The sequence below is a fragment of the Pedobacter gandavensis genome, assembly GCF_032677645.1.
Lineage (GTDB): Bacteria > Bacteroidota > Bacteroidia > Sphingobacteriales > Sphingobacteriaceae > Pedobacter > Pedobacter gandavensis_A.
In genome coordinates this window covers 277,232-295,348 of the sequence record NZ_JAVTSB010000002.1, presented here as the reverse complement: position 1 = coordinate 295,348, position 18,117 = coordinate 277,232, and the positions used below count along the sequence as shown (strand labels likewise).

Annotated in this window: 20 protein-coding genes; 8 read left to right on the top strand and 12 right to left on the bottom strand. The window is 42.1% G+C overall.

Annotation, left to right across the window (positions count from 1 at the left end; genetic code table 11):
* The first annotated feature begins 6 nt into the window (after positions 1-6).
* The 6 genes from gcvH (at position 7) to R2Q66_RS04710 (ending at position 4,138) form a co-directional block, all read left to right on the top strand.
* Positions 7-387 carry a glycine cleavage system protein GcvH gene (gcvH, locus tag R2Q66_RS04735; protein ID WP_316746848.1) on the top strand — a complete coding sequence of 127 codons (381 nt, stop codon included), beginning with the start codon at positions 7-9 and terminating at the stop codon, positions 385-387.
* 3 nt (positions 388-390) lie between these two features.
* Positions 391-867 (top strand): VanZ family protein, encoded by a 477-nt coding sequence (locus R2Q66_RS04730; RefSeq protein WP_316746847.1) that lies wholly within the window; start codon positions 391-393, stop codon positions 865-867.
* Entirely contained in the window at positions 848-988 is a 141-nt protein-coding gene (locus R2Q66_RS04725) for a hypothetical protein (RefSeq protein ID WP_316746846.1), read from the top strand. The genes R2Q66_RS04730 and R2Q66_RS04725 overlap by 20 nt, the downstream gene beginning before the upstream one ends.
* Before the next feature lie 178 nt (positions 989-1,166).
* On the top strand, positions 1,167-1,382 hold the full coding sequence (locus tag R2Q66_RS04720) for a ferrous iron transport protein A (protein WP_062546709.1): 216 nt from the start codon (positions 1,167-1,169) through the stop codon (positions 1,380-1,382).
* 17 nt (positions 1,383-1,399) lie between these two features.
* The gene (gene feoB, locus R2Q66_RS04715; protein ID WP_316746844.1) at positions 1,400-3,505 is read left to right on the top strand and encodes a ferrous iron transport protein B; all 2,106 of its coding nucleotides are present in this window, start codon (positions 1,400-1,402) and stop codon (positions 3,503-3,505) included.
* Between the two features lie 18 nt (positions 3,506-3,523).
* The gene (locus tag R2Q66_RS04710; protein WP_316746843.1) at positions 3,524-4,138 is read left to right on the top strand and encodes a sprT domain-containing protein; all 615 of its coding nucleotides are present in this window, start codon (positions 3,524-3,526) and stop codon (positions 4,136-4,138) included.
* On the opposite strand, the gene R2Q66_RS04705 is transcribed toward R2Q66_RS04710, so the two are convergent.
* The gene (locus tag R2Q66_RS04705; RefSeq protein WP_316746842.1) at positions 4,087-4,896 is read right to left on the bottom strand and encodes a hypothetical protein; all 810 of its coding nucleotides are present in this window, start codon (positions 4,894-4,896) and stop codon (positions 4,087-4,089) included. The two genes, R2Q66_RS04710 and R2Q66_RS04705, sit on opposite strands and share 52 nt — an antisense overlap.
* A 167-nt stretch (positions 4,897-5,063) precedes the next feature.
* Here R2Q66_RS04705 and R2Q66_RS04700 point away from each other — a divergent pair, with 167 nt between their 5' ends.
* Positions 5,064-5,843, top strand: a complete 780-nt coding sequence (locus R2Q66_RS04700; RefSeq protein WP_316746840.1) for a type IV toxin-antitoxin system AbiEi family antitoxin — start codon at positions 5,064-5,066, stop codon at positions 5,841-5,843.
* 30 nt (positions 5,844-5,873) lie between these two features.
* Here R2Q66_RS04700 and R2Q66_RS04695 read toward each other — a convergent pair whose 3' ends face one another.
* Together R2Q66_RS04695 and R2Q66_RS04690 are read right to left on the bottom strand one after the other, a co-directional pair.
* On the bottom strand, positions 5,874-7,853 hold the full coding sequence (locus tag R2Q66_RS04695) for a dehydrogenase E1 component subunit alpha/beta (RefSeq protein ID WP_316746839.1): 1,980 nt from the start codon (positions 7,851-7,853) through the stop codon (positions 5,874-5,876).
* 2 nt (positions 7,854-7,855) lie between these two features.
* A complete protein-coding gene (locus R2Q66_RS04690; RefSeq protein WP_316746838.1) occupies positions 7,856-9,244 on the bottom strand; it encodes a LutB/LldF family L-lactate oxidation iron-sulfur protein in 1,389 nt (462 codons plus the stop codon).
* A gap of 297 nt (positions 9,245-9,541) precedes the next feature.
* Here R2Q66_RS04690 and R2Q66_RS04685 point away from each other — a divergent pair, with 297 nt between their 5' ends.
* Complete coding sequence (locus tag R2Q66_RS04685) at positions 9,542-10,078, top strand: GIN domain-containing protein (protein WP_316746837.1); 537 nt, start codon at positions 9,542-9,544, stop codon at positions 10,076-10,078.
* Positions 10,079-10,253: 175 nt separating this feature from the next.
* On the opposite strand, the gene R2Q66_RS04680 is transcribed toward R2Q66_RS04685, so the two are convergent.
* The 9 genes from R2Q66_RS04680 to R2Q66_RS04640 form a co-directional block, all read right to left on the bottom strand.
* Positions 10,254-11,843, bottom strand: a complete 1,590-nt coding sequence (locus R2Q66_RS04680) for a M28 family peptidase (RefSeq protein WP_316746836.1) — start codon at positions 11,841-11,843, stop codon at positions 10,254-10,256.
* 21 nt (positions 11,844-11,864) lie between these two features.
* Positions 11,865-12,287: a ribose 5-phosphate isomerase B gene (gene rpiB / locus R2Q66_RS04675; protein WP_410479377.1), complete on the bottom strand. Its 423-nt coding sequence runs from the start codon at positions 12,285-12,287 to the stop codon at positions 11,865-11,867.
* Positions 12,288-12,321: 34 nt separating this feature from the next.
* Positions 12,322-13,212 carry a twin-arginine translocase subunit TatC gene (gene tatC / locus R2Q66_RS04670; RefSeq protein WP_316746834.1) on the bottom strand — a complete coding sequence of 297 codons (891 nt, stop codon included), beginning with the start codon at positions 13,210-13,212 and terminating at the stop codon, positions 12,322-12,324.
* Positions 13,213-13,348: 136 nt separating this feature from the next.
* On the bottom strand, positions 13,349-14,689 hold the full coding sequence (gene accC, locus R2Q66_RS04665; protein WP_316746833.1) for an acetyl-CoA carboxylase biotin carboxylase subunit: 1,341 nt from the start codon (positions 14,687-14,689) through the stop codon (positions 13,349-13,351).
* 60 nt (positions 14,690-14,749) lie between these two features.
* Positions 14,750-15,226 carry an acetyl-CoA carboxylase biotin carboxyl carrier protein gene (accB, locus tag R2Q66_RS04660; protein ID WP_316746832.1) on the bottom strand — a complete coding sequence of 159 codons (477 nt, stop codon included), beginning with the start codon at positions 15,224-15,226 and terminating at the stop codon, positions 14,750-14,752.
* A gap of 71 nt (positions 15,227-15,297) precedes the next feature.
* Entirely contained in the window at positions 15,298-16,287 is a 990-nt protein-coding gene (locus R2Q66_RS04655; RefSeq protein ID WP_316746831.1) for a beta-ketoacyl-ACP synthase III, read from the bottom strand.
* Positions 16,288-16,298: 11 nt separating this feature from the next.
* Positions 16,299-17,237 (bottom strand): phosphate acyltransferase PlsX, encoded by a 939-nt coding sequence (gene plsX, locus R2Q66_RS04650; RefSeq protein ID WP_316746830.1) that lies wholly within the window; start codon positions 17,235-17,237, stop codon positions 16,299-16,301.
* A 101-nt stretch (positions 17,238-17,338) separates the two neighbouring features.
* Positions 17,339-17,530: a 50S ribosomal protein L32 gene (rpmF, locus tag R2Q66_RS04645; RefSeq protein ID WP_073238280.1), complete on the bottom strand. Its 192-nt coding sequence runs from the start codon at positions 17,528-17,530 to the stop codon at positions 17,339-17,341.
* 18 nt (positions 17,531-17,548) lie between these two features.
* The gene (locus R2Q66_RS04640; protein WP_316746829.1) at positions 17,549-18,085 is read right to left on the bottom strand and encodes a DUF177 domain-containing protein; all 537 of its coding nucleotides are present in this window, start codon (positions 18,083-18,085) and stop codon (positions 17,549-17,551) included.
* Positions 18,086-18,117 lie beyond the last annotated feature (32 nt).

Genomic DNA, 18,117 nt, shown 5'->3' with positions numbered 1-18,117 from the left:
ATACACATGAATTTTCCATCAGAATTAAAGTACACTAAAGACCACGAATGGGTTAAAATTGAAGGTAACGAAGCGGTTATCGGTATCACTGATTTTGCACAACGTGAGTTAGGTGATATTGTATATATCGACATTACTACCGTTGGTGAAGAAGTAGCTAAAGATGAGGTTTTCGGTTCAGTAGAAGCTGTAAAGACTGTTTCTGATTTATTTATGCCGGTTACTGGTACGGTAACTGAAACTAATCCTGAATTGAATGACAACCCTGAATTAGTAAATTCTGATCCTTACGGAGCAGGATGGATGGTTAAAGTAACGCTTTCTGATGCTGCTGAAGTTGCAGGTCTATTAGATGCTGACGCTTATAAAGCTCTTGTAGGAGCTTAATCAATGAATTCTAAAGCATTAAAATATCAGATCTGGTCCATACTGTGGACCGTGGTCATTTTAATCCTTTGTAATATGAAAATGCCTGCCTCTACTACGGGGTCAGGCATTTTTTTTGAAGGATTTGATAAGCTGGTACACCTTGGGTTTTTCTTTGTATTGACCATTTTGCTGTTCTATGGAAGGATCAATTACCAGCATAGTTATAGCTTCCGCTCTTTAACGATCTTTAAAGTGATTCTGATTACGGCGTTTTTAGGGGCTGGAATCGAGTTTCTGCAATGGAAGGTGTTTACCTACCGGTCGGCAGAGTGGTGGGATTTTGGTTGCGATATGATCGGTGTGTTTATGGGGGTGTTCAGTTTTGTCTTGTTACATAAATCGGATTATCATCATGCTCATGACCGTAAATCGGTTGCTCCGGAGGCAGCTCCTTCAAATGATTCTAATATACTTTCAAATGAAAAAAACAGGGTTTAAATTATTGCTGTTATTTGTGGTCATTTCGGTGAGTGGATGCAGTATTTTCAGGCCGGGATGTCAATGTCCGCATGTGAGTTATCACCCTACGCCAAAAGAGGTAAAACTGGCCAGTATCTAAATAGTTACCCTACCATGACCTTAGGATTATTTAATAGGGTGTATGCTGCTGTTAAACTGGGTGCTAAGGGGCCAGGTTCGTGTTCCAGTATTTGGAATTATTATAAATTAAGGCTAAATTGCGCCTGGTTCAGGAAAGGAAATCTTGTCCGTTCCGAACATAAATAACCTATAGAAAGATGAAGCTATCACAATTGAATCCAGGGGAAAGAGGTACTATAGTTGAGTTTACAGATCTTGAAATGTCCGTAAAACTAATGGAAATGGGCTGTTTGCCTGGTGAGGTTGTAGAGGTAGAAAGATTTGCTCCACTTGGTGATCCAATTGCGATCCGTGTGGCCGGCTATCAACTTTGTTTGCGTAAGAACGAAGCATCTGTCATCATAATTCAGTAATCATATTGGCTAAGGATTTGAAAATAGCGCTGGTTGGGAATCCCAATACAGGCAAGTCTACTCTATTTAACCTGCTGACAGGTTTAAATCAAAAGATCGGTAATTTTCCGGGTATCACGGTCGACAAGAAAGTTGGTTTTTGTAAGCTTGCTGATGGCAAGGTTGCGGAGATTATTGACCTTCCGGGAACCTATAGTTTATATCCTAAGAGTAAGGATGAAAGTATCGTGTTCCAGGTTTTGGCCGATAAATCGAATGCGAGTTATCCGGATGTGATCGTTTTGGTGGCTGATGCGACCAATCTAAGAAGGAATTTATTGCTTTATTCGCAGGTAGCGGATCTGGAAGTGCCGATGATATTGGCGCTAAACATGACCGATATGGCGCAGAAAGAAGGGATTGACATCAATGTGAATATGCTGGCCGAAAGGTTGGGGATTCAGGTGGTGGCGATTTCGGCAAGAAGCAACACCGGATTAAAAGAATTAAAACAAGCACTGGAAAATACCACCAAAATCGCCACTCAGGCGAAAGGTGCAGATATATTGGCTTTAGCACCGGAAGCAATTCAAGAAGCTAAAGCGCGTTTAAAAACGGATAATGATTATTATGCCTTGCAGGTTTTACACCAGCATGAGCATTTAGATTTCTTTGCTCCGGAAGATCATGCGGCTTTTGAAAACATTAAAAAAGCTCATGATTTTGAAACTTCAAAATTACAGGCCGCAGAAACGATTGCCCGTTACCGTCATTTAGGAACTGTGCTTACCGGGGTAATCGAGGATACGGGTGCGGCTAAAAAGTTCGCCTTCTCTGATAAAATCGATTCGGTACTGACCAATAAATTCTGGGGTTTACTGATCTTTATTGGTATCCTGTTCTTCATTTTTAACTCTATTTTCTCCTGGTCTACGTACCCGATGGAGATGATTGAGGCAGGTTTTATGAAGCTGACAGAACTGGGTCACCAGTATCTACCGGAAGGTATATTGACTAATCTGTTCCTCGATGGGGTGCTGGCAGGTCTGGGTGGTGTGGTGGTCTTTATTCCACAAATTGCCATTCTGTTTGCGTTTATCTCCATTCTGGAGGATACCGGTTATATGTCCAGGGTGACCTTTATGATGGATAAAATCATGAGGAAATTCGGTTTAAGTGGTAAGTCTGTGGTGCCGATGATTGGTAGTCTGGCTTGTGCTGTACCTTCCATCATGAGTGCCAGAAATATCGAAAGCTGGAAAGATAGAATCATTACCATTATGGTGGCTCCTTTGGTGAGCTGTTCGGCAAGATTGCCGGTATATACCTTATTAATCGGGCTTGTAGTGCCTGAAAAGATGCTATGGGGTTTCATCAACCTACAAGGTTTAACCTTAATGGGGATGTATCTGATTAGTATTGTTGCTGCTGTTCTGGTTGCTTTCGTGATGAAATTTATCATCAAAGCGAAAGAGAAATCTTACTTCATCATGGAATTACCCGTGTATAGAATGCCACGTTGGGGCAATGTGCTGTACACGATGTATGAGAAATCAAAGACTTTCGTGTTCGAAGCGGGTAAGGTGATTATCGCGATTTCTATTATTTTATGGGTGATGTCTTCTTATGGTCCTTCGGATAGGTTTCAAATGATTGACAAGAAATACGACATTATAGAGGCTCAAAAGGATAGTGTGCAGATTTCTACGTTAGAAAGAGATAAGGCCGCTGAGAAGCTGGAAAGCTCTTATGCCGGGATATTAGGTCAGGCCATAGAGCCAGCGATTAAGCCTTTAGGCTTCGACTGGAAAATCGGGATTGCATTGATCACTTCATTCGCCGCAAGGGAAGCCTTTGTGGGTACTATGGCCACGATTTATAGTGTGGATGGTGGTGATGAAGAAGTAGGTACAATTCGTGACAAAATGCGCGCTGCTGTGAATCCGAATACAGGTTTACCAGTCTTTACTTTTGCGACCGCATTTTCATTGATGCTCTTTTATGCTTTCGCCATGCAATGTATGAGTACGGTTGCTGTGGTTTTCAGGGAGACAAAATCATGGAAATGGCCTATGATTCAGCTGACTTACATGACCGCAATGGCCTATGTAGCCAGTCTGATCGCCTATCAGTTTTTGAAGTAATTTACTTATCTTGGGGAGGTGGAAAAGAAGGATATCTTAGCGCAATACATGCCCCCGGCGGCGGCACCAATCATTGCGAAGTGGATAGATTATTTTCAATGTGAGTTTAAAATATCTAAAAACAGAGTGACGAAACTGGGTGATTACCGCCATCCCTATCAAGGGTTGGGGCACAAGATATCGGTTAATAACGACCTGAATCCTTATGCTTTTCTGGTGACTACCGTGCATGAATTTGCGCATTTGCTCACCTGGAACGACCATAAGAACAAGGTGAAGCCGCATGGCGGAGAATGGAAGCACAATTTTAAGCGCATGATGGCGCCTTTTATTGAGCAAAGTATTTTCCCGCAGGATGTGGAACTGGCTATTGTGAGCTACCTTGCCAATCCTTCTGCCGCCAGTTGTACGGATTTAAAACTCTCCCGTGCGTTAAAAAAGCACGATGTGTTAAAGGATGCTTCCCGTTTGGAAGAACTGCCTTTAAACGCTGTGTTTACCATCAAAGACGGTCGCCAGTTTAAGAAAGGGGAGAAGCTGAGAAAACGGTACCGCTGCCTGTGTCTCGACAACGGGAATATCTATTTGTTTAATCCTTTGGCCGAAGTTATATTAGCGCCTACAGGTACGTAAACAGCCTCTTTATCGTCGATTTCCCATTTAAAATTTAACTTTTCATGCTTGAATAGTGCAGGGTTTTTCTGTAGACTATCAATCAGGGCATCTGGTGTTCTTACGATGACGTTTGCGGTATAACCATTTCTGCTTCCGCCTTTTAGCTGTATAATACTTTCCTCAGGGATGTCTATAAATTGCTCAAAATGCATCACAAAGGCTCCGCTTTGCGCAAGGGCATCTTCCAGTGTTTTCAATTGTTTTTCTTCGTTGTCTGTAGTTTGAGAAGCCGTAGTTGCCGATCTTACCGATAGGAAAGGTTGTTTTTTTAGCGCCGCCTCATTAGCTGCTGTACGCTGTTCCTTTTTGAAAACGATGTTGTTTCTGAAAAAAGTACGGCTTTCTGTAAGGCCGGTATTGGTCTTTATGTTTTCCTGTAACAGGAGCAGGCTGTCGTTTTTGAGGTAGTATTTTTTGCTCTGGTTACTGATGAGCTTATTGTCCAGGTTCTGCTGATACAACAGGGGTTTGGCATTAGAACTGTACTTTTCTACGTACATCGATTGCTCGCCTTCGAGGAAGATGAGGCTGCTTTGCTTGTCTAATGTAGCGAGATTGGCGTTGATGGAGTCTGCATATTTGAGGATCTCATCATCGGTCATTGCCGTAGCGGTACGCTGGTTGATCAGGTCTGCCTGTGGGTGTTTGGGTTGTTGTGTACAAGCAAACAGCGATAATAACAAGGGTAGCGCGAATAATAAGGGAGCGTGTTTCATGGCCTGATCTTAAGTGTAATCAGGGCATAGCATACGATTATCGTGCCATGAAACAGATTATTGTTATCGGGAATTAATATATATATTCGACTCAAGGTATCAGCTTACTCCTTATTTTCAACAGCAGTTTATGGTGATTAGTTTATTTTAGTTCGTATATTAGTACTATGAGTACCAATAATCCAACTAAAATAAACTATTTACTGAATTCTCAGCCTTCTGGAACTGTCTTTACGAGTTCATGGCTGGTTAAAAATGGATACAGCCTGGACCTGCAGCAACGGTATAAAAGAAGCCAGTGGCTAACTTCAATCGGGACTGGGGCAGTAAAGAGAACCGGAGAAGAAGTTGGGATAGAAGGGGGATTGTATGCCTTACAAAACCAATTGAATTTATCGGTACATATAGGAGGTGTTTCTGCGCTTGCCAGGCTAGGTCGTGCGCAATACCTTGAATTGGACAGTAAGCAGTTATATTTTTTTGGCTCCCTTACTGAAAGCCTGCCAAAGTGGTTTAAGGACTACCAATGGGGCGTTAAGATCAACTACCATACTACTGGTTTTTTACCCCCGGATCTTGGTATGACTGAAATAAAAACCGGAAACATGACGCTGAAGTATTCAGGTCCTGTCCGGGCAATATTGGAATGCCTTTACCTTGCTCCAGTTGAGGTTAGTTTGATGGAGTGCTATGAACTACTGGAAGGGATGAGCAACTTACGACCCAATACGGTGCAAGAGCTATTGGAATCCTGCGGATCCGTTAAGGTAAAAAGGGCGTTTTTATTTATGGCTGAAAAGACCGGACATGCCTGGGTAAAACACATCGTGAAAGACAAGATTGATTTGGGGTCTGGGAAGAGAAGTTTGGTTACAAATGGGGTGTATGTCCCGAAATACGGAATCACAGTGCCTAAAGAACTAATATCTAATGCAGCAGGGCTATAAAAATCAAGTCAGTTTATTGTTGAATTGAGCTTAATAAGCTATCAGCTTATCAATCATTGCTGCTAACCGGCTTTTCGCCAAAAAGTCTTCTTCCAGAATCTTACTCATCGGAATTGCCGTGTCTGCACTTGCGCAACGCATTACCGGAGCATCCAGATCGCTAAAGCAATGTTCGCCAATCCATGCGGCCAGTTCTGCGCCAAAGCCGCTACTTAAAGTATCTTCATGCAGGATTAATACCCTACCGGTCTGTTTTACGGCAGCGCTTACTGCGGTTTTATCCCAGGGTTGTAAGCTACGTAAATCTACCAGGGTGATGCTCAATTCCGGATGTGCTTTGATATAATCCAGAGCCCAATGCACGCCTAATCCGTAAGTAATGATACTCAATTGAGAACCTTCTTTTAAAACATTTGCTTTGCCGATTTCCAGCTGATAATCGCCTTGGGGAACCAGACCGGTTAAACTACGGTACAGGAATTTATGTTCAAAAAACAAGACGGGATTCGGGTCCTCGATGGCCGCGAGTAACAGTCCTTTGGCATCCTCAGGGAATGCCGGATACACGATTTTTAGTCCCGGAGTTTTCGTAAACCAGGCCTCATTACTTTGGGAATGAAAAGGGCCGGCGCCAGTTCCGGCACCTGTAGGCATCCTGATCACGACATCCGCTTTTTCTCCCCAGCGGTAATGCGTTTTCGCCAGATTGTTCACGATCTGATTGAAAGCGCAAGTCACGAAATCCGCAAACTGCATCTCTACTACAGCTTTAAAACCGTTAATAGAAAGACCCAATGCGGCGCCTACAATGGCAGATTCGCAGATGGGGGTATTCCTTACCCTTGCCTTACCAAATAGTTTGGTAAAACCTTCGGTAATCTTAAAAGCGCCACCATATTCTGCAATATCCTGACCCATTAAGACGAGATTATCGTGTTTGTACATCCCGATTTTTAAGGCATCGGTAATGGCATCCAGGTAACGCATTTCTGTGAGGTCAGACTCCTTTGCTAAAGGCGGATTAAAGTTAAAAGGCGCATACATATCTTCCAGTTCCAGGGCAGCATCCGCTACCGGTTCCTCTTCCTGAAAAGCAGCTTCAATCTCCTGCTCGATCCCCGCTTTAAAATCCGCTTTAATCTCCTCGATAAGGTCGGGGGTCAATACGTTTTCCTCCAGCAGGAAGCGTTCAAAGTTCGCTACAGGGTCTTTTTCAGCCCAGGCATCCATCAGTTCCCGGGGAACGTATTTAGTGCCTGAAGCCTCCTCATGGCCCCTCATTCTAAACGTTAAACACTCCACCAATACCGGTTTCGGGTTTTTTCTGATTTCCGTAGCAATTGCGGCTAAAGTATCATAGACTTCCAGCACATTATTACCGTCGATTTGAACGCCATCAATGCCATAACCAATCGCCCGGTCTACCAGATCCTTACATTTATATTGCTCGCTGGTCGGGGTAGAAAGGCCGTAGCCATTGTTTTCTATGAGGAAAATCACCGGAAGGTTCCATACGGCGGCCACATTGATGGCCTCATGAAAATCACCTTCACTGGTGGCGCCATCGCCTGTAAATACTAAGGTTGCTTTTTCCTGACCGGAGATCAGGTCGGCAAGGGCGATCCCATCTGCAACAGCCATTTGAGGGCCCAGATGGGAAATCATGCCTATGATTTTATAGTCCTGCGTACCGAAATGGAAGGAGCGGTCGCGGCCTTTGGTAAAGCCGTTCAGTTTCCCCTGCCATTGGGCCATCAGTTTTTTTAAAGGGATATTACGCGCGGTAAATACCCCTAAATTTCTATGCATTGGGAGGATATACTCGTTTTCCTCCATGGCCAGCGTGCTTCCAATGGCAATGGCTTCCTGACCGATGCCCGAAAACCATTTGCCAATCCGGCCCTGACGTAATAGGATAAGCATTTTTTCCTCTACCATTCTGGGGTAAAGCAATTGCGTGTATAGATTTAGTAATACCGCATCGTTCTTATCTTTTCTGTCGAATTGCATAGCTAAGTGGTTTTGTTTGCTTTCTTTTTCTCTTCGTAAAGCTTCGCAAAGGACTTAGGAGCAACTTCCGGCATGTTCCGGTATTTACCCCAGGTCTTCTTGAAGAAAAATTTGAGAAAGAAGTTTTTCATCTTTCCACCTAACATATCCATTCTCGACCTTTTCTGCATCGTAGTGGTAAAGGCATTCCAGCCGATTTCCTCTACTTTGGTATTTAGATTGTCGGCCACAGCGTCTCTTCTGTTCAGCAACAACATCTTATGTACATCAATCTTTACCGGGCAAACTTCCGTGCACTTACCGCATAAACTGGAAGCATTGCTGAGGTGTTTAAAGTCCTTCATACCCTGTAAATGTGGGGTGATGATCGAACCAATCGGGCCACTATACGTGGTATTATACGTATGACCGCCTATATTTTTATAGACCGGACAAGCGTTTAAACAGGCCCCGCAACGGATACAATATAAAGCCTGACGTTGTTCTTTTTGTGCCAGCAGGTTAGTACGGCCGTTATCCAGCAGCACTACATACATTTCTTCCGGGCCATCAGTTTCTCCGGCTTGTCTCGGACCGCTCAATATGGTATTGTAAACGGTTAGATTTTGTCCGGTTCCGTGACTCGAAAGCAGCGGCCAGAACAAATCCAGATCAGCCATAGAGGGAATTACCTTTTCAATACCAACAATCGCGATGTGGATTTTAGGAAAGGTGGTACACAACCTTGCATTTCCTTCATTTTCCGTTAAGGCGATACTGCCGGTATCGGCAATTAAGAAGTTCCCTCCGGAGATGCCGATATCAGCTCTCAGGTATTTTTCCCTTAACAATTCTCTGGCTTTTTGAGTCAGTTGTTGAGGTGTAGCATCTATAGGAGTGCCAAATTTATCATGGAACAGCTTGGCAATTTCCTCTTTACTGAGGTGCATTGCCGGGGTAACAATATGGTATGGAGCCTGACCTAACAGCTGAACAATATATTCGCCAAGGTCGCTCTCTAAGGATTCAATGTTGTTTTTCTCCAGGAAATCATTGAGGTGAATTTCTTCGGTGGTCATGGATTTCGACTTGATTACCGTCTTTCCGCCACTCTTCTGGATGATGTTTAAGATTTCTCTTTGAGCCTCTTCTACATCATTTGCCCAGATTACTTTTCCGCCTCTACGTTGAAAATTGGATTCAAATTCAGGAAGAAACTTATCAAGGTTCTCCATCACCCTCCATTTAATCACATGCGCTTTCTTCTTCGAGTTTTCTAAATTCTCGAACTTCGATACACCTCGCTCTACCGCAACATTATACTTGCCAATATTATGATTAATTGTCTTGCGATGCCCTAAATCAAAGGCTTTTTCATCGGCCTTAACCAAAAATTCATCAGATATCTTCATCGTCCTCAAATATAAAAATAATTAAGCTTCGGGTGTGACCTGCTTCAACAATTAAAGCTCAAAAGCAATTAAGCAAAGCTGAAAAGCGGTTTCAAAGGAATTTCCCGGGCCTAAAACCCAATATAAGGAAAGGAAGAGGAGTATCGACGAAATAATTTCGTCGATTGGTCGAGAAGTTCCGGCATTTCGTCGAGAGGTACACTGTTGTGGTCTAAAGCGACGAAAACCGCTGAAACGTTTCTCCATCGGGCACGTCTTATCTACAAAACAACCATAAAAACTTAAAAACAAAAAGATATGAAAACTGCAATCAAAACTCTAATCGCTTCTACATTAACAGCTATCGTTTTAACTTCTTCAGCATTGACAACATTCGCTAAAGAGAAATCACCAGCCAATGCTGCGCCGGTAAAATTCAATAAAGTGGTAGTTACCGGAAATGCTAAGGTCGTATTGGTACAAGGAAACAGAGAAGCCATCAACAGCTACGATGACCTGGATCAAAACAATACCAGTGTAAAACAAAAAGGATATACTTTATACATCAACTCTACCGATCAAAGCACGATCTATATCCAGGTAAAAGACTTACAAAGAATTGAAGCGGCCAACACAGCAAGTGTTAAAACACAAGGTAACTTTGACCTTGCGGTACTTCAGATCTTCTTAAAAGATGATGCTAAAGCAAATGTGAATGCAACCGTAAAAAGTCTTTATACCGATTTAAGCGACCAGTCTGACCTTAAATTAAGCGGATCAACAGCAGATCACCAATTGGTAAACAAAGGCCTTGCTAAGTTAGATCAGCATGATTTTGTAATCGCAAAATTGTAAGTTTCAATCCTACACAGCCCACACACCTAAAGAGCCGGTCCGGAAAGCATAAGATCATCTGGACCTATACAAAGCAGCGCTGATACACACAAATAGCCCCATTACGAAGAAACCGCTCTACATCAGGGTGGTTTTTTTTTGCCCATAAAAAAACCTGCACGAGGCAGGTTTTTGATTAGTTCTTTTTGCTTCCGTCTTCGTTCTTATCTACTTTCGGACGAGTGGCGCGGTTGGCCAGTTCCCATGCGGTAAAGTAAACCAATTGCGCTCTTTTAGCCAACATTGGGAAATCGATCTTGCTGATTTCATCTCCTGGTTGGTGGTAATCCTCATGAACCCCGTTGAAATAGAAAATTACAGGAATACCATGTTTCGCAAAGTTGTAATGATCTGAGCGGTAATAGTAACGATTAGGGTCAGTTCTATTGTTGTAACGCTCATCAAGATTAATGTTCACATATGTTTTATTTGCTTTCTTACCGATCTGATCTAATTCAGAACTCAACATATCAGAACCGATGATATATACAAAATTATTGTCCGGATGGTCTTTATCACCACGACCGATCATATCGATATTCAGGTTGGTAATGGTATTTTCTAAAGGAAATACAGGGTGTTCAGAATACCATTCAGAACCTAAAAGACCTTTTTCTTCACCGGTAACGGTCATGAACAAGATGCTTCTTTTAGGACCTTTACCAGCTTTTTTCGCATTGGCGAAGGCTTCTGCCATCATCAATACACCAGTAGTACCAGAACCATCATCATCAGCACCATTGTTAATTTTATCAGCGCCTTTAGCTTCCGGCGTAATTCCGATATGGTCATAATGGGCAGTAACTACTAAAACTTCTTTTTTAAGTTTCGGATCAGAACCTTCCAGGAAGCCCAATACGTTTTCTGCTCTTACTTTCTCTTCTACTCTCTTTGCAGAAGCAGAAACCGAAACATTGATTTCCTGACTTGCAGGTTTACCCGTTTCAGCGATTTTCTTTTGAACGTCAGCTACATTAGTTTTTGCTGCTGCAAGAATCTGATTGGCTAAGGCGGTTCCGATATTGATGACCGGAGTTTCCTGAGGACCTTCTGCTTTTTCCAGCTCTTCCTTAGTTTTCATCACCATGACCGCTGAGCTTAGGTAAGCCCTAAGATTTTCAGGCATCGCATCTACCGTAGGGTCGATCAGCAATACCGCTGCTGCATTTTGTGACGTTAAATATTTAACTTTTAGAAGGGCTGCAGACCTGCTTTTTCCAGCAGTGGTAGCCGCACCAGGTTCCCCTGATTTGAAGATCATCACCACTTTTCCGGTAAGATCTACACCTTCAAAATCATTGTAACCTTCTTTTTTTACCCCATAACCTGCAAATAAAACATTGCTTACATTGAAGCCGAAACCTGCACCAGAAACTGTGTTTGGCGTGATATAAAAATCTTTCAAAGGTTCAGCCGGCTGTCCGTTGATGGTTAATACCTGGGAAAGCGAAATGGTGACCATATCAATCGGCTGGAAATAACTACCGTTTACCGGGCCTTTTAAACCCAGTTTCTGGAAAAAGTCCCTGATATAATCAGCGGTCATCCAACCTCCTTTTTTACCGGTTTCTCTACCTTCATAGGCATCAGAAGCCAATACAGAAAGGTGTTTATAAGCGTTTTCTTTGTTGATGGTTTTGCTGAACTTCACTGCATCCTTATTTTGGGCAGTAGCAGAACAGGCCATCGTAAGTACGAGACTGGCGTACAATAAATGTTTTTTCATCTGGTTATTTTCAGTTAATAATTAGCAGGATATTTTGTTGACCCTAAGCTCATGTCGGCCGCCTTCAAACTCCGTGTTTAAGAAGGTAGTGGTCATTTCTTTGGCCAGTTCTTCCGACACGAATCTTGCCGGAATACATAAAATATTGGCATTGTTATGCACTCTTGCTAAAGCTGCAATCTCGTTTAACCAACAAATGGCGGCACGGATATGCTGGTGTTTATTGGCGGTAATGGCCACACCGTTAGCGCTGCCACAAACCAGGATACCAAAGGTATATTCCTGACTTTCTACGGCCAGTGCCACAGGGTGAGCAAAATCCGGGTAGTCAACAGACTGGCTGGAATGGGTCCCGAAATCTTTGACCTCATAATCGGCAAGAAAAGACTTTAATAGTTCTTTGTATTCAAAACCGGCATGGTCGGCGCCGATTGCAATTTTCATTTTTGGAGCTGTTGACATCTTGAAAAATATTGGGTTAGTATTTTCTAATTCTGGCTACACCATAAAGTTCTTTGTTACGCTTACGCTCAATCGCGGCTGAGATATAAATACTGAATTCATACAGCAGGAATAGCGGAGCAGCAACAATAAGCATGGTATATGGATCTGCTGTAGGGGTTACTACGGCAGCAACAATCAGGATCAGTACCGACGAATATCTTCTGCTGGCGCGCATAAATGCAGGAGTCATGACGCCTAGTTTAGATAAGATGTAGATGATTACCGGCAACTGGAAAATCACACCAGAACCAATGGTCAGGGTCATTACAGAGGACAGGTAAGAATCGATGGTGAACGTATTTTCAATATCCGGACTCACCGTAAAGTTGGTCAGGAAGTTGATTGATAGCGGACAAATCAGGAAGTAACCGAACATAATCCCCAGGAAGAAAAGAAAAGAAGCGAAAGCAACGAAGCCACTTGCTGATTTTCTTTCATTTTCATGAAGGGCAGGTTTCACAAATAACCAGATTTCGAATAACAGGTAGGGGATACCTAAGATAATTCCCACCATCACACAGGAATTCAGTTGCAGCGTAAACTGACCAGCCATTTCCGTGTTGATAATTTTGGCATCGATCTTCGTAATACAGAGATCAGAACCCAGGGAAGGGAATTTCTCTACCAGTTTACACATCATTCTGTAGGTCCAGAAATTAGGGTTTTTAGGCCCCATGATGATGGTATTAAAAATGTAATCAGTAAAATAAAAAGCTCCGGCTGTTAATAGTAAAACTACGGCTAATGCGCGCAAGAGGTGCTTGCGGAGGATATCGATATGATCAAAGAAAGACATTTCTGCCTCTAAACTTTTTCCTTTTTCTTTTATAGCACCAATAAGGTCCCTTTTTTTAGTATCACTCATGTACGTTATTTGTAAAACAAAAATACCATTCTATTTTGTTTAGAATGGTATTTACGTTTTAAATCTACTAAATAGTTTTTATTAGCGGGAATTTGCTTTGTAATATTGTAAATCCCGCTGATGCTATTCCATATTCTTACTCAGAAAATTCGAAAGTCTCCATGAATTTCGTGGTAAAATTACCAGCTCTGAAGTTCGGATCTTTCATCAGTTTCAAGTGGAAAGGAATCGTTGTTTTAATACCTTCAATTACAAATTCACTTAAAGCACGCTCCATGGTACTGATGGCTTCTTCGCGGGTTTGAGCCACACAAATCAGTTTAGCAATCATAGAATCGTAGTTAGAAGGAATCTGGTAACCAGCATATACATGCGTATCAACCCTTACCCCATGACCACCCGGAGAGTGGAAATTGGTAATTCTTCCAGGACAAGGTCTGAAGTTGTTAAAAGGATCTTCAGCATTGATCCTGCACTCGATGGCGTGCATATTTGGTAAATAGTTTTTTCCGGAGATTGGAACGCCTGAAGCTACTTTGATCTGTTCTTTGATCAGGTCATAGTTAATTACTTCTTCAGTTACCGGGTGTTCTACCTGGATACGGGTATTCATCTCCATGAAGTAGAAATTACGGTGTTTATCTACCAGGAACTCAATCGTTCCGGCACCTTCATATTGTACCGCAATGGCACCTTTGATGGCTGCTTCACCCATTTTCTCGCGAAGTTCAGGAGTCATGAATGGTGATGGTGCTTCTTCAACCAGCTTTTGATGGCGACGTTGAATAGAACAATCACGTTCCGACAAGTGACAAGCCTTACCATATTGATCTCCGATGATCTGGATTTCAATGTGACGAGGATCTTCGATATATTTTTCTAAGTAAAGACCATCATTTCCAAAGGCAGCACCCGACTCTTGTCTTGCGCTATCCCATGCATTTTCAAAATCTTCATCTTTCCAGACTACACGCATTCCACGGCCACCACCACCGGCAGTAGCTTTCAGGATCACAGGGTAGCCCATTTCATTAGCCATAGCAATACCATCCTTGAAATTTTCAAGCAGTCCTTTCGAACCAGGAATAGTAGGAACACCAGCTTTTTTCATCGTTTCTTTTGCCGAAGCTTTATCACCCATTGAGTTGATTTGCTCCGGTGTAGCACCGATAAATTTAATCCCATAATCACGGCAAACTGAAGAAAACTTAGCGTTCTCAGAAAGGAAACCGTAACCCGGGTGAATGGCATCTGCATTAGTTAATTCAGCTGCTGAAATAATATTAGGGATGCTCAGGTAAGAATCCTTACTTGGTGGCGGCCCGATGCAAACAGCTTCATCAGCAAAACGTACATGTAAACTTTCTCTGTCTGCAGTAGAGTAAACAGCTACGGTTTTGATGCCCATTTCTTTACAGGTACGAATGATACGCAAAGCGATCTCGCCCCTGTTGGCAATTAGTATCTTTTTAAACATATATTTTTTCTTTTCCCCCCCGAATTTTTCAGGGTATAATTAGTAATCCTACAAGAGGAATTACATAGGTTCAACTAAAAATAACGGTTGGTCATATTCTACCGGAGAAGCATTTTCTACTAAAACCTTCACGATTCTACCAGACACTTCACTTTCGATTTCATTGAACAATTTCATCGCTTCGATAATACAGATCACTTTACCAACCGGGAATTCGTCACCTACATTTACAAAAGAAGGTTTATCCGGACTAGATGAACGGTAGAAAGTACCAATCATTGGTGATTTAATGGTGATGTATTTAGAATCATCTTCTACAGCAACAGTTGCTTTTGTCTCTGTTGGGGTAGTTGGTTGCGGAGCTGCTGCTGCCGGAGCCACTGCTGGAGCAATCTGAGCTGGTACCGTTGCCTGAACGTAGGTAGGAGCCTGATTGGTTTTAATCGTTATTTTGAAATCTTCCTGCTCAATAGCGACTTCATTTACGCCCGAACGAGAAACAAATTTAATAAGTTCCTGAATTTGTTTGATATCCATTTTTTGGTGTTTTTTAGAGAAAACAGTATGTCTTAACAATTATCTAAGTTAAGATTAATTATTTTATAAATTTAATAAGCCCATTTTAAGTACACAGAACCCCAGGTGAAACCACCTCCAAATGCCGCAAGGATGATGTTATCGCCTTTTTTAAGTTGGCTTTCCCATTCCCATAAACACAGTGGAATTGTTCCATTAGTGGTATTTCCGTAACGTTGAATGTTGATCATTACCTTTTCTGTACCAAGGCCCATTCTCGATGCTGTTGCATCGATGATCCTTTTATTGGCTTGATGTGGAACCAACCAGGTCACATCATCAGAAGTCAGGTTATTGCGTTCCATGATTTCGGCCGCAACATCTGCCATATTCGTAACCGCAAATTTGAATACTGCCTGGCCTTCCTGATGCACCACGTGCTCATTATTGTCAACAGTCTCATGACTTGCCGGTCGGGCAGAACCGCCAGCTTTTTGGTGTAGGTATTGACGTCCCGAACCATCACTTTTCAGGATGGAGTCCTGGATGCCCATGCCTTCCTCATTTGGCTCTAAAAGAACAGCACCGCAACCATCACCAAAGATGATGCAGGTGGTACGGTCCTCATAGTTGATGATAGACGACATTTTATCGCCACCAACAACCAATACTTTTTTATGTTTACCGGATTCGATGAACTGAGCACCTGTGGATAATCCGAAGATGAATCCTGAACAGGCAGCCTGTAAATCATAACCCCAGGCATTCTTAGCGCCGATTTTGTCGGCAAGAATGTTTGCCGAAGCAGGGAAAGGCATGTCCGGAGTCGTAGTACAGAAAATGATCAGCTCGATCTCTTCCGCAGTAATTCCACGTTTTTTAAGTAAGCCATTCACCGCATGAACTGCCATGTCTGAAGTACCTAATCCTTCACCTTTTAATATTCTCCGCTCTTTGATCCCGGTTCTGGATAAAATCCATTCGTCCGTAGTTTCTACAATGGATTCTAGCTCTTTATTAGTTAGTACGTAATCTGGTACGTAACCATTAACAGCCGTAATCGCAGCGTGAATTTTATTCATTTTCAATGTTCTTATTTAAATGCAGCTTGAATTTTACCTACCAAGCCAGTAGTGATCATGTCTCTTGACTGAAGAATCATGTTTTTGACTGCTGTCGGACTTGAAATGCCATGACCTATGACCACAGGGGCGTTGACACCTAGAACCGGGCTTCCGCCATAGTTTTCGTAGTTAAAGCGGTCAAAGAAATCATCCTTTAATCCTCTTTTTAGTGTCAATACATAAAATGATTCTGCCAGTTTCAGCATCACATTTCCTGTAAATCCATCGCATACTATCACGTCAGCTTTATCGTTGAATAAGTCCCTACCTTCTACATTACCCACAAAGTTGAATAGTTCGGTATCTTTCATTAAAGGGAAAGTGGCCAAACTAAGCATATTGCCTTTCTCATCTTCCTCGCCAATGTTTAATAAGGCGACTTTAGGTTTTGCAATACCAAACATACATTCAGCATACAAACTACCTACAGCACCAAATTGAAGCAAGGTATCCGGCTTGCAATCGGCATTTGCGCCAACATCAAGCATTAAACCTAAGCCTCCACTGAGTTTTGGAAGAATTGTAATGATACATGGCCTGATGATTCCCGGGATAGTTTTAACACTAAACACGGCACCAACAAGCATTGCACCAGAATTACCGGCGCTCGCAAAGGCATCGATTTTACCTTCTTTAAGTAAGGAAAAGCCGACAGCAATGCTGGAATTAGGCTTTTGAACAATAGCCTTAGTGGGATGTTCGCCCATACCAATCACTTCTTCGGTATGAACATATTCAAAGTGATCCGGATTGAATCCGTTTTCAGTGAGAAGGGGCTTAATCTGCTGCGTATCTCCGATCAACACTATGTGCTCCCCGGGAGATAACAATTGATGGGCAGCTATTGCTCCTAAAACGTTAGCTTTAGGAGCATAGTCTCCGCCCATTATATCGAGACCTATTTTCATAGTAAAAAATCAGTTTGTGTTAGAAGGCAAAATTGCCTTTGTTTCCAGTCGCTAAAGGTAAACTTTCAGAGACTTAAAACACAAACTATTTTTCAAGAAAATTAACCTATTGAAGTGTTTTCAATAACCAATTTGCCGTTGTAGTATAGGTTACCATCAACGTTGTATGCATGGTGAGGTACGTGAATTGCACCAGTGGTTTGACAAGTAGCCAAAGAAGGAGCTACTGCTTTATAGTGAGTTCTTCTTTTATCTCTTCTACTCTTAGAAATCTTGCGTTTTGGATGTGCCATTGCTGATTTGTTTAATTATTATTTTAATTTTTTTAATGCTGCCCAACGCGGGTCATTATCGTTATTTTCTTCTTGTTGTTCTTGTGTATTGATTGAAAAACTTTCCAGTCTTGCAATCATCTCCTCGTCGCATTTCTGGCCACTGCCATCCTGCACACAGGCTTTAATATAAGGTACCGATACATTGATGAGTTCATAAATCGGAAGTGATACATCAAGCTCACTCTCTTTTCTATTCAGGACAATGATTTCTAAATCATCACTTTCCAGTTCATCTTCAGCAAACTTTACAATCTGCCTTTCTTTGATTGAAATCGGTGCATTAAACTCCGACAAGCATTTGTCACAATCTAATACGATTGTTCCCTGAATGTCGAAATACAAAAGTAACATTGTTTCCTGTTTATCCAGTTCAATGCTAACTTTTAAGTTTCCTTTTTTTACTAAAGAGTATTCAAAGGTGTCAAAAAAAGTGTTATCTACCTCAAAATCAAACTGATGCTTGCCAATTTTTAAGCCGGTAAAGGGGATCGAGAATTGTTTTAATGGTTTCAATTGTAACAAAATTTTAGCCCGCAAATGTAGGA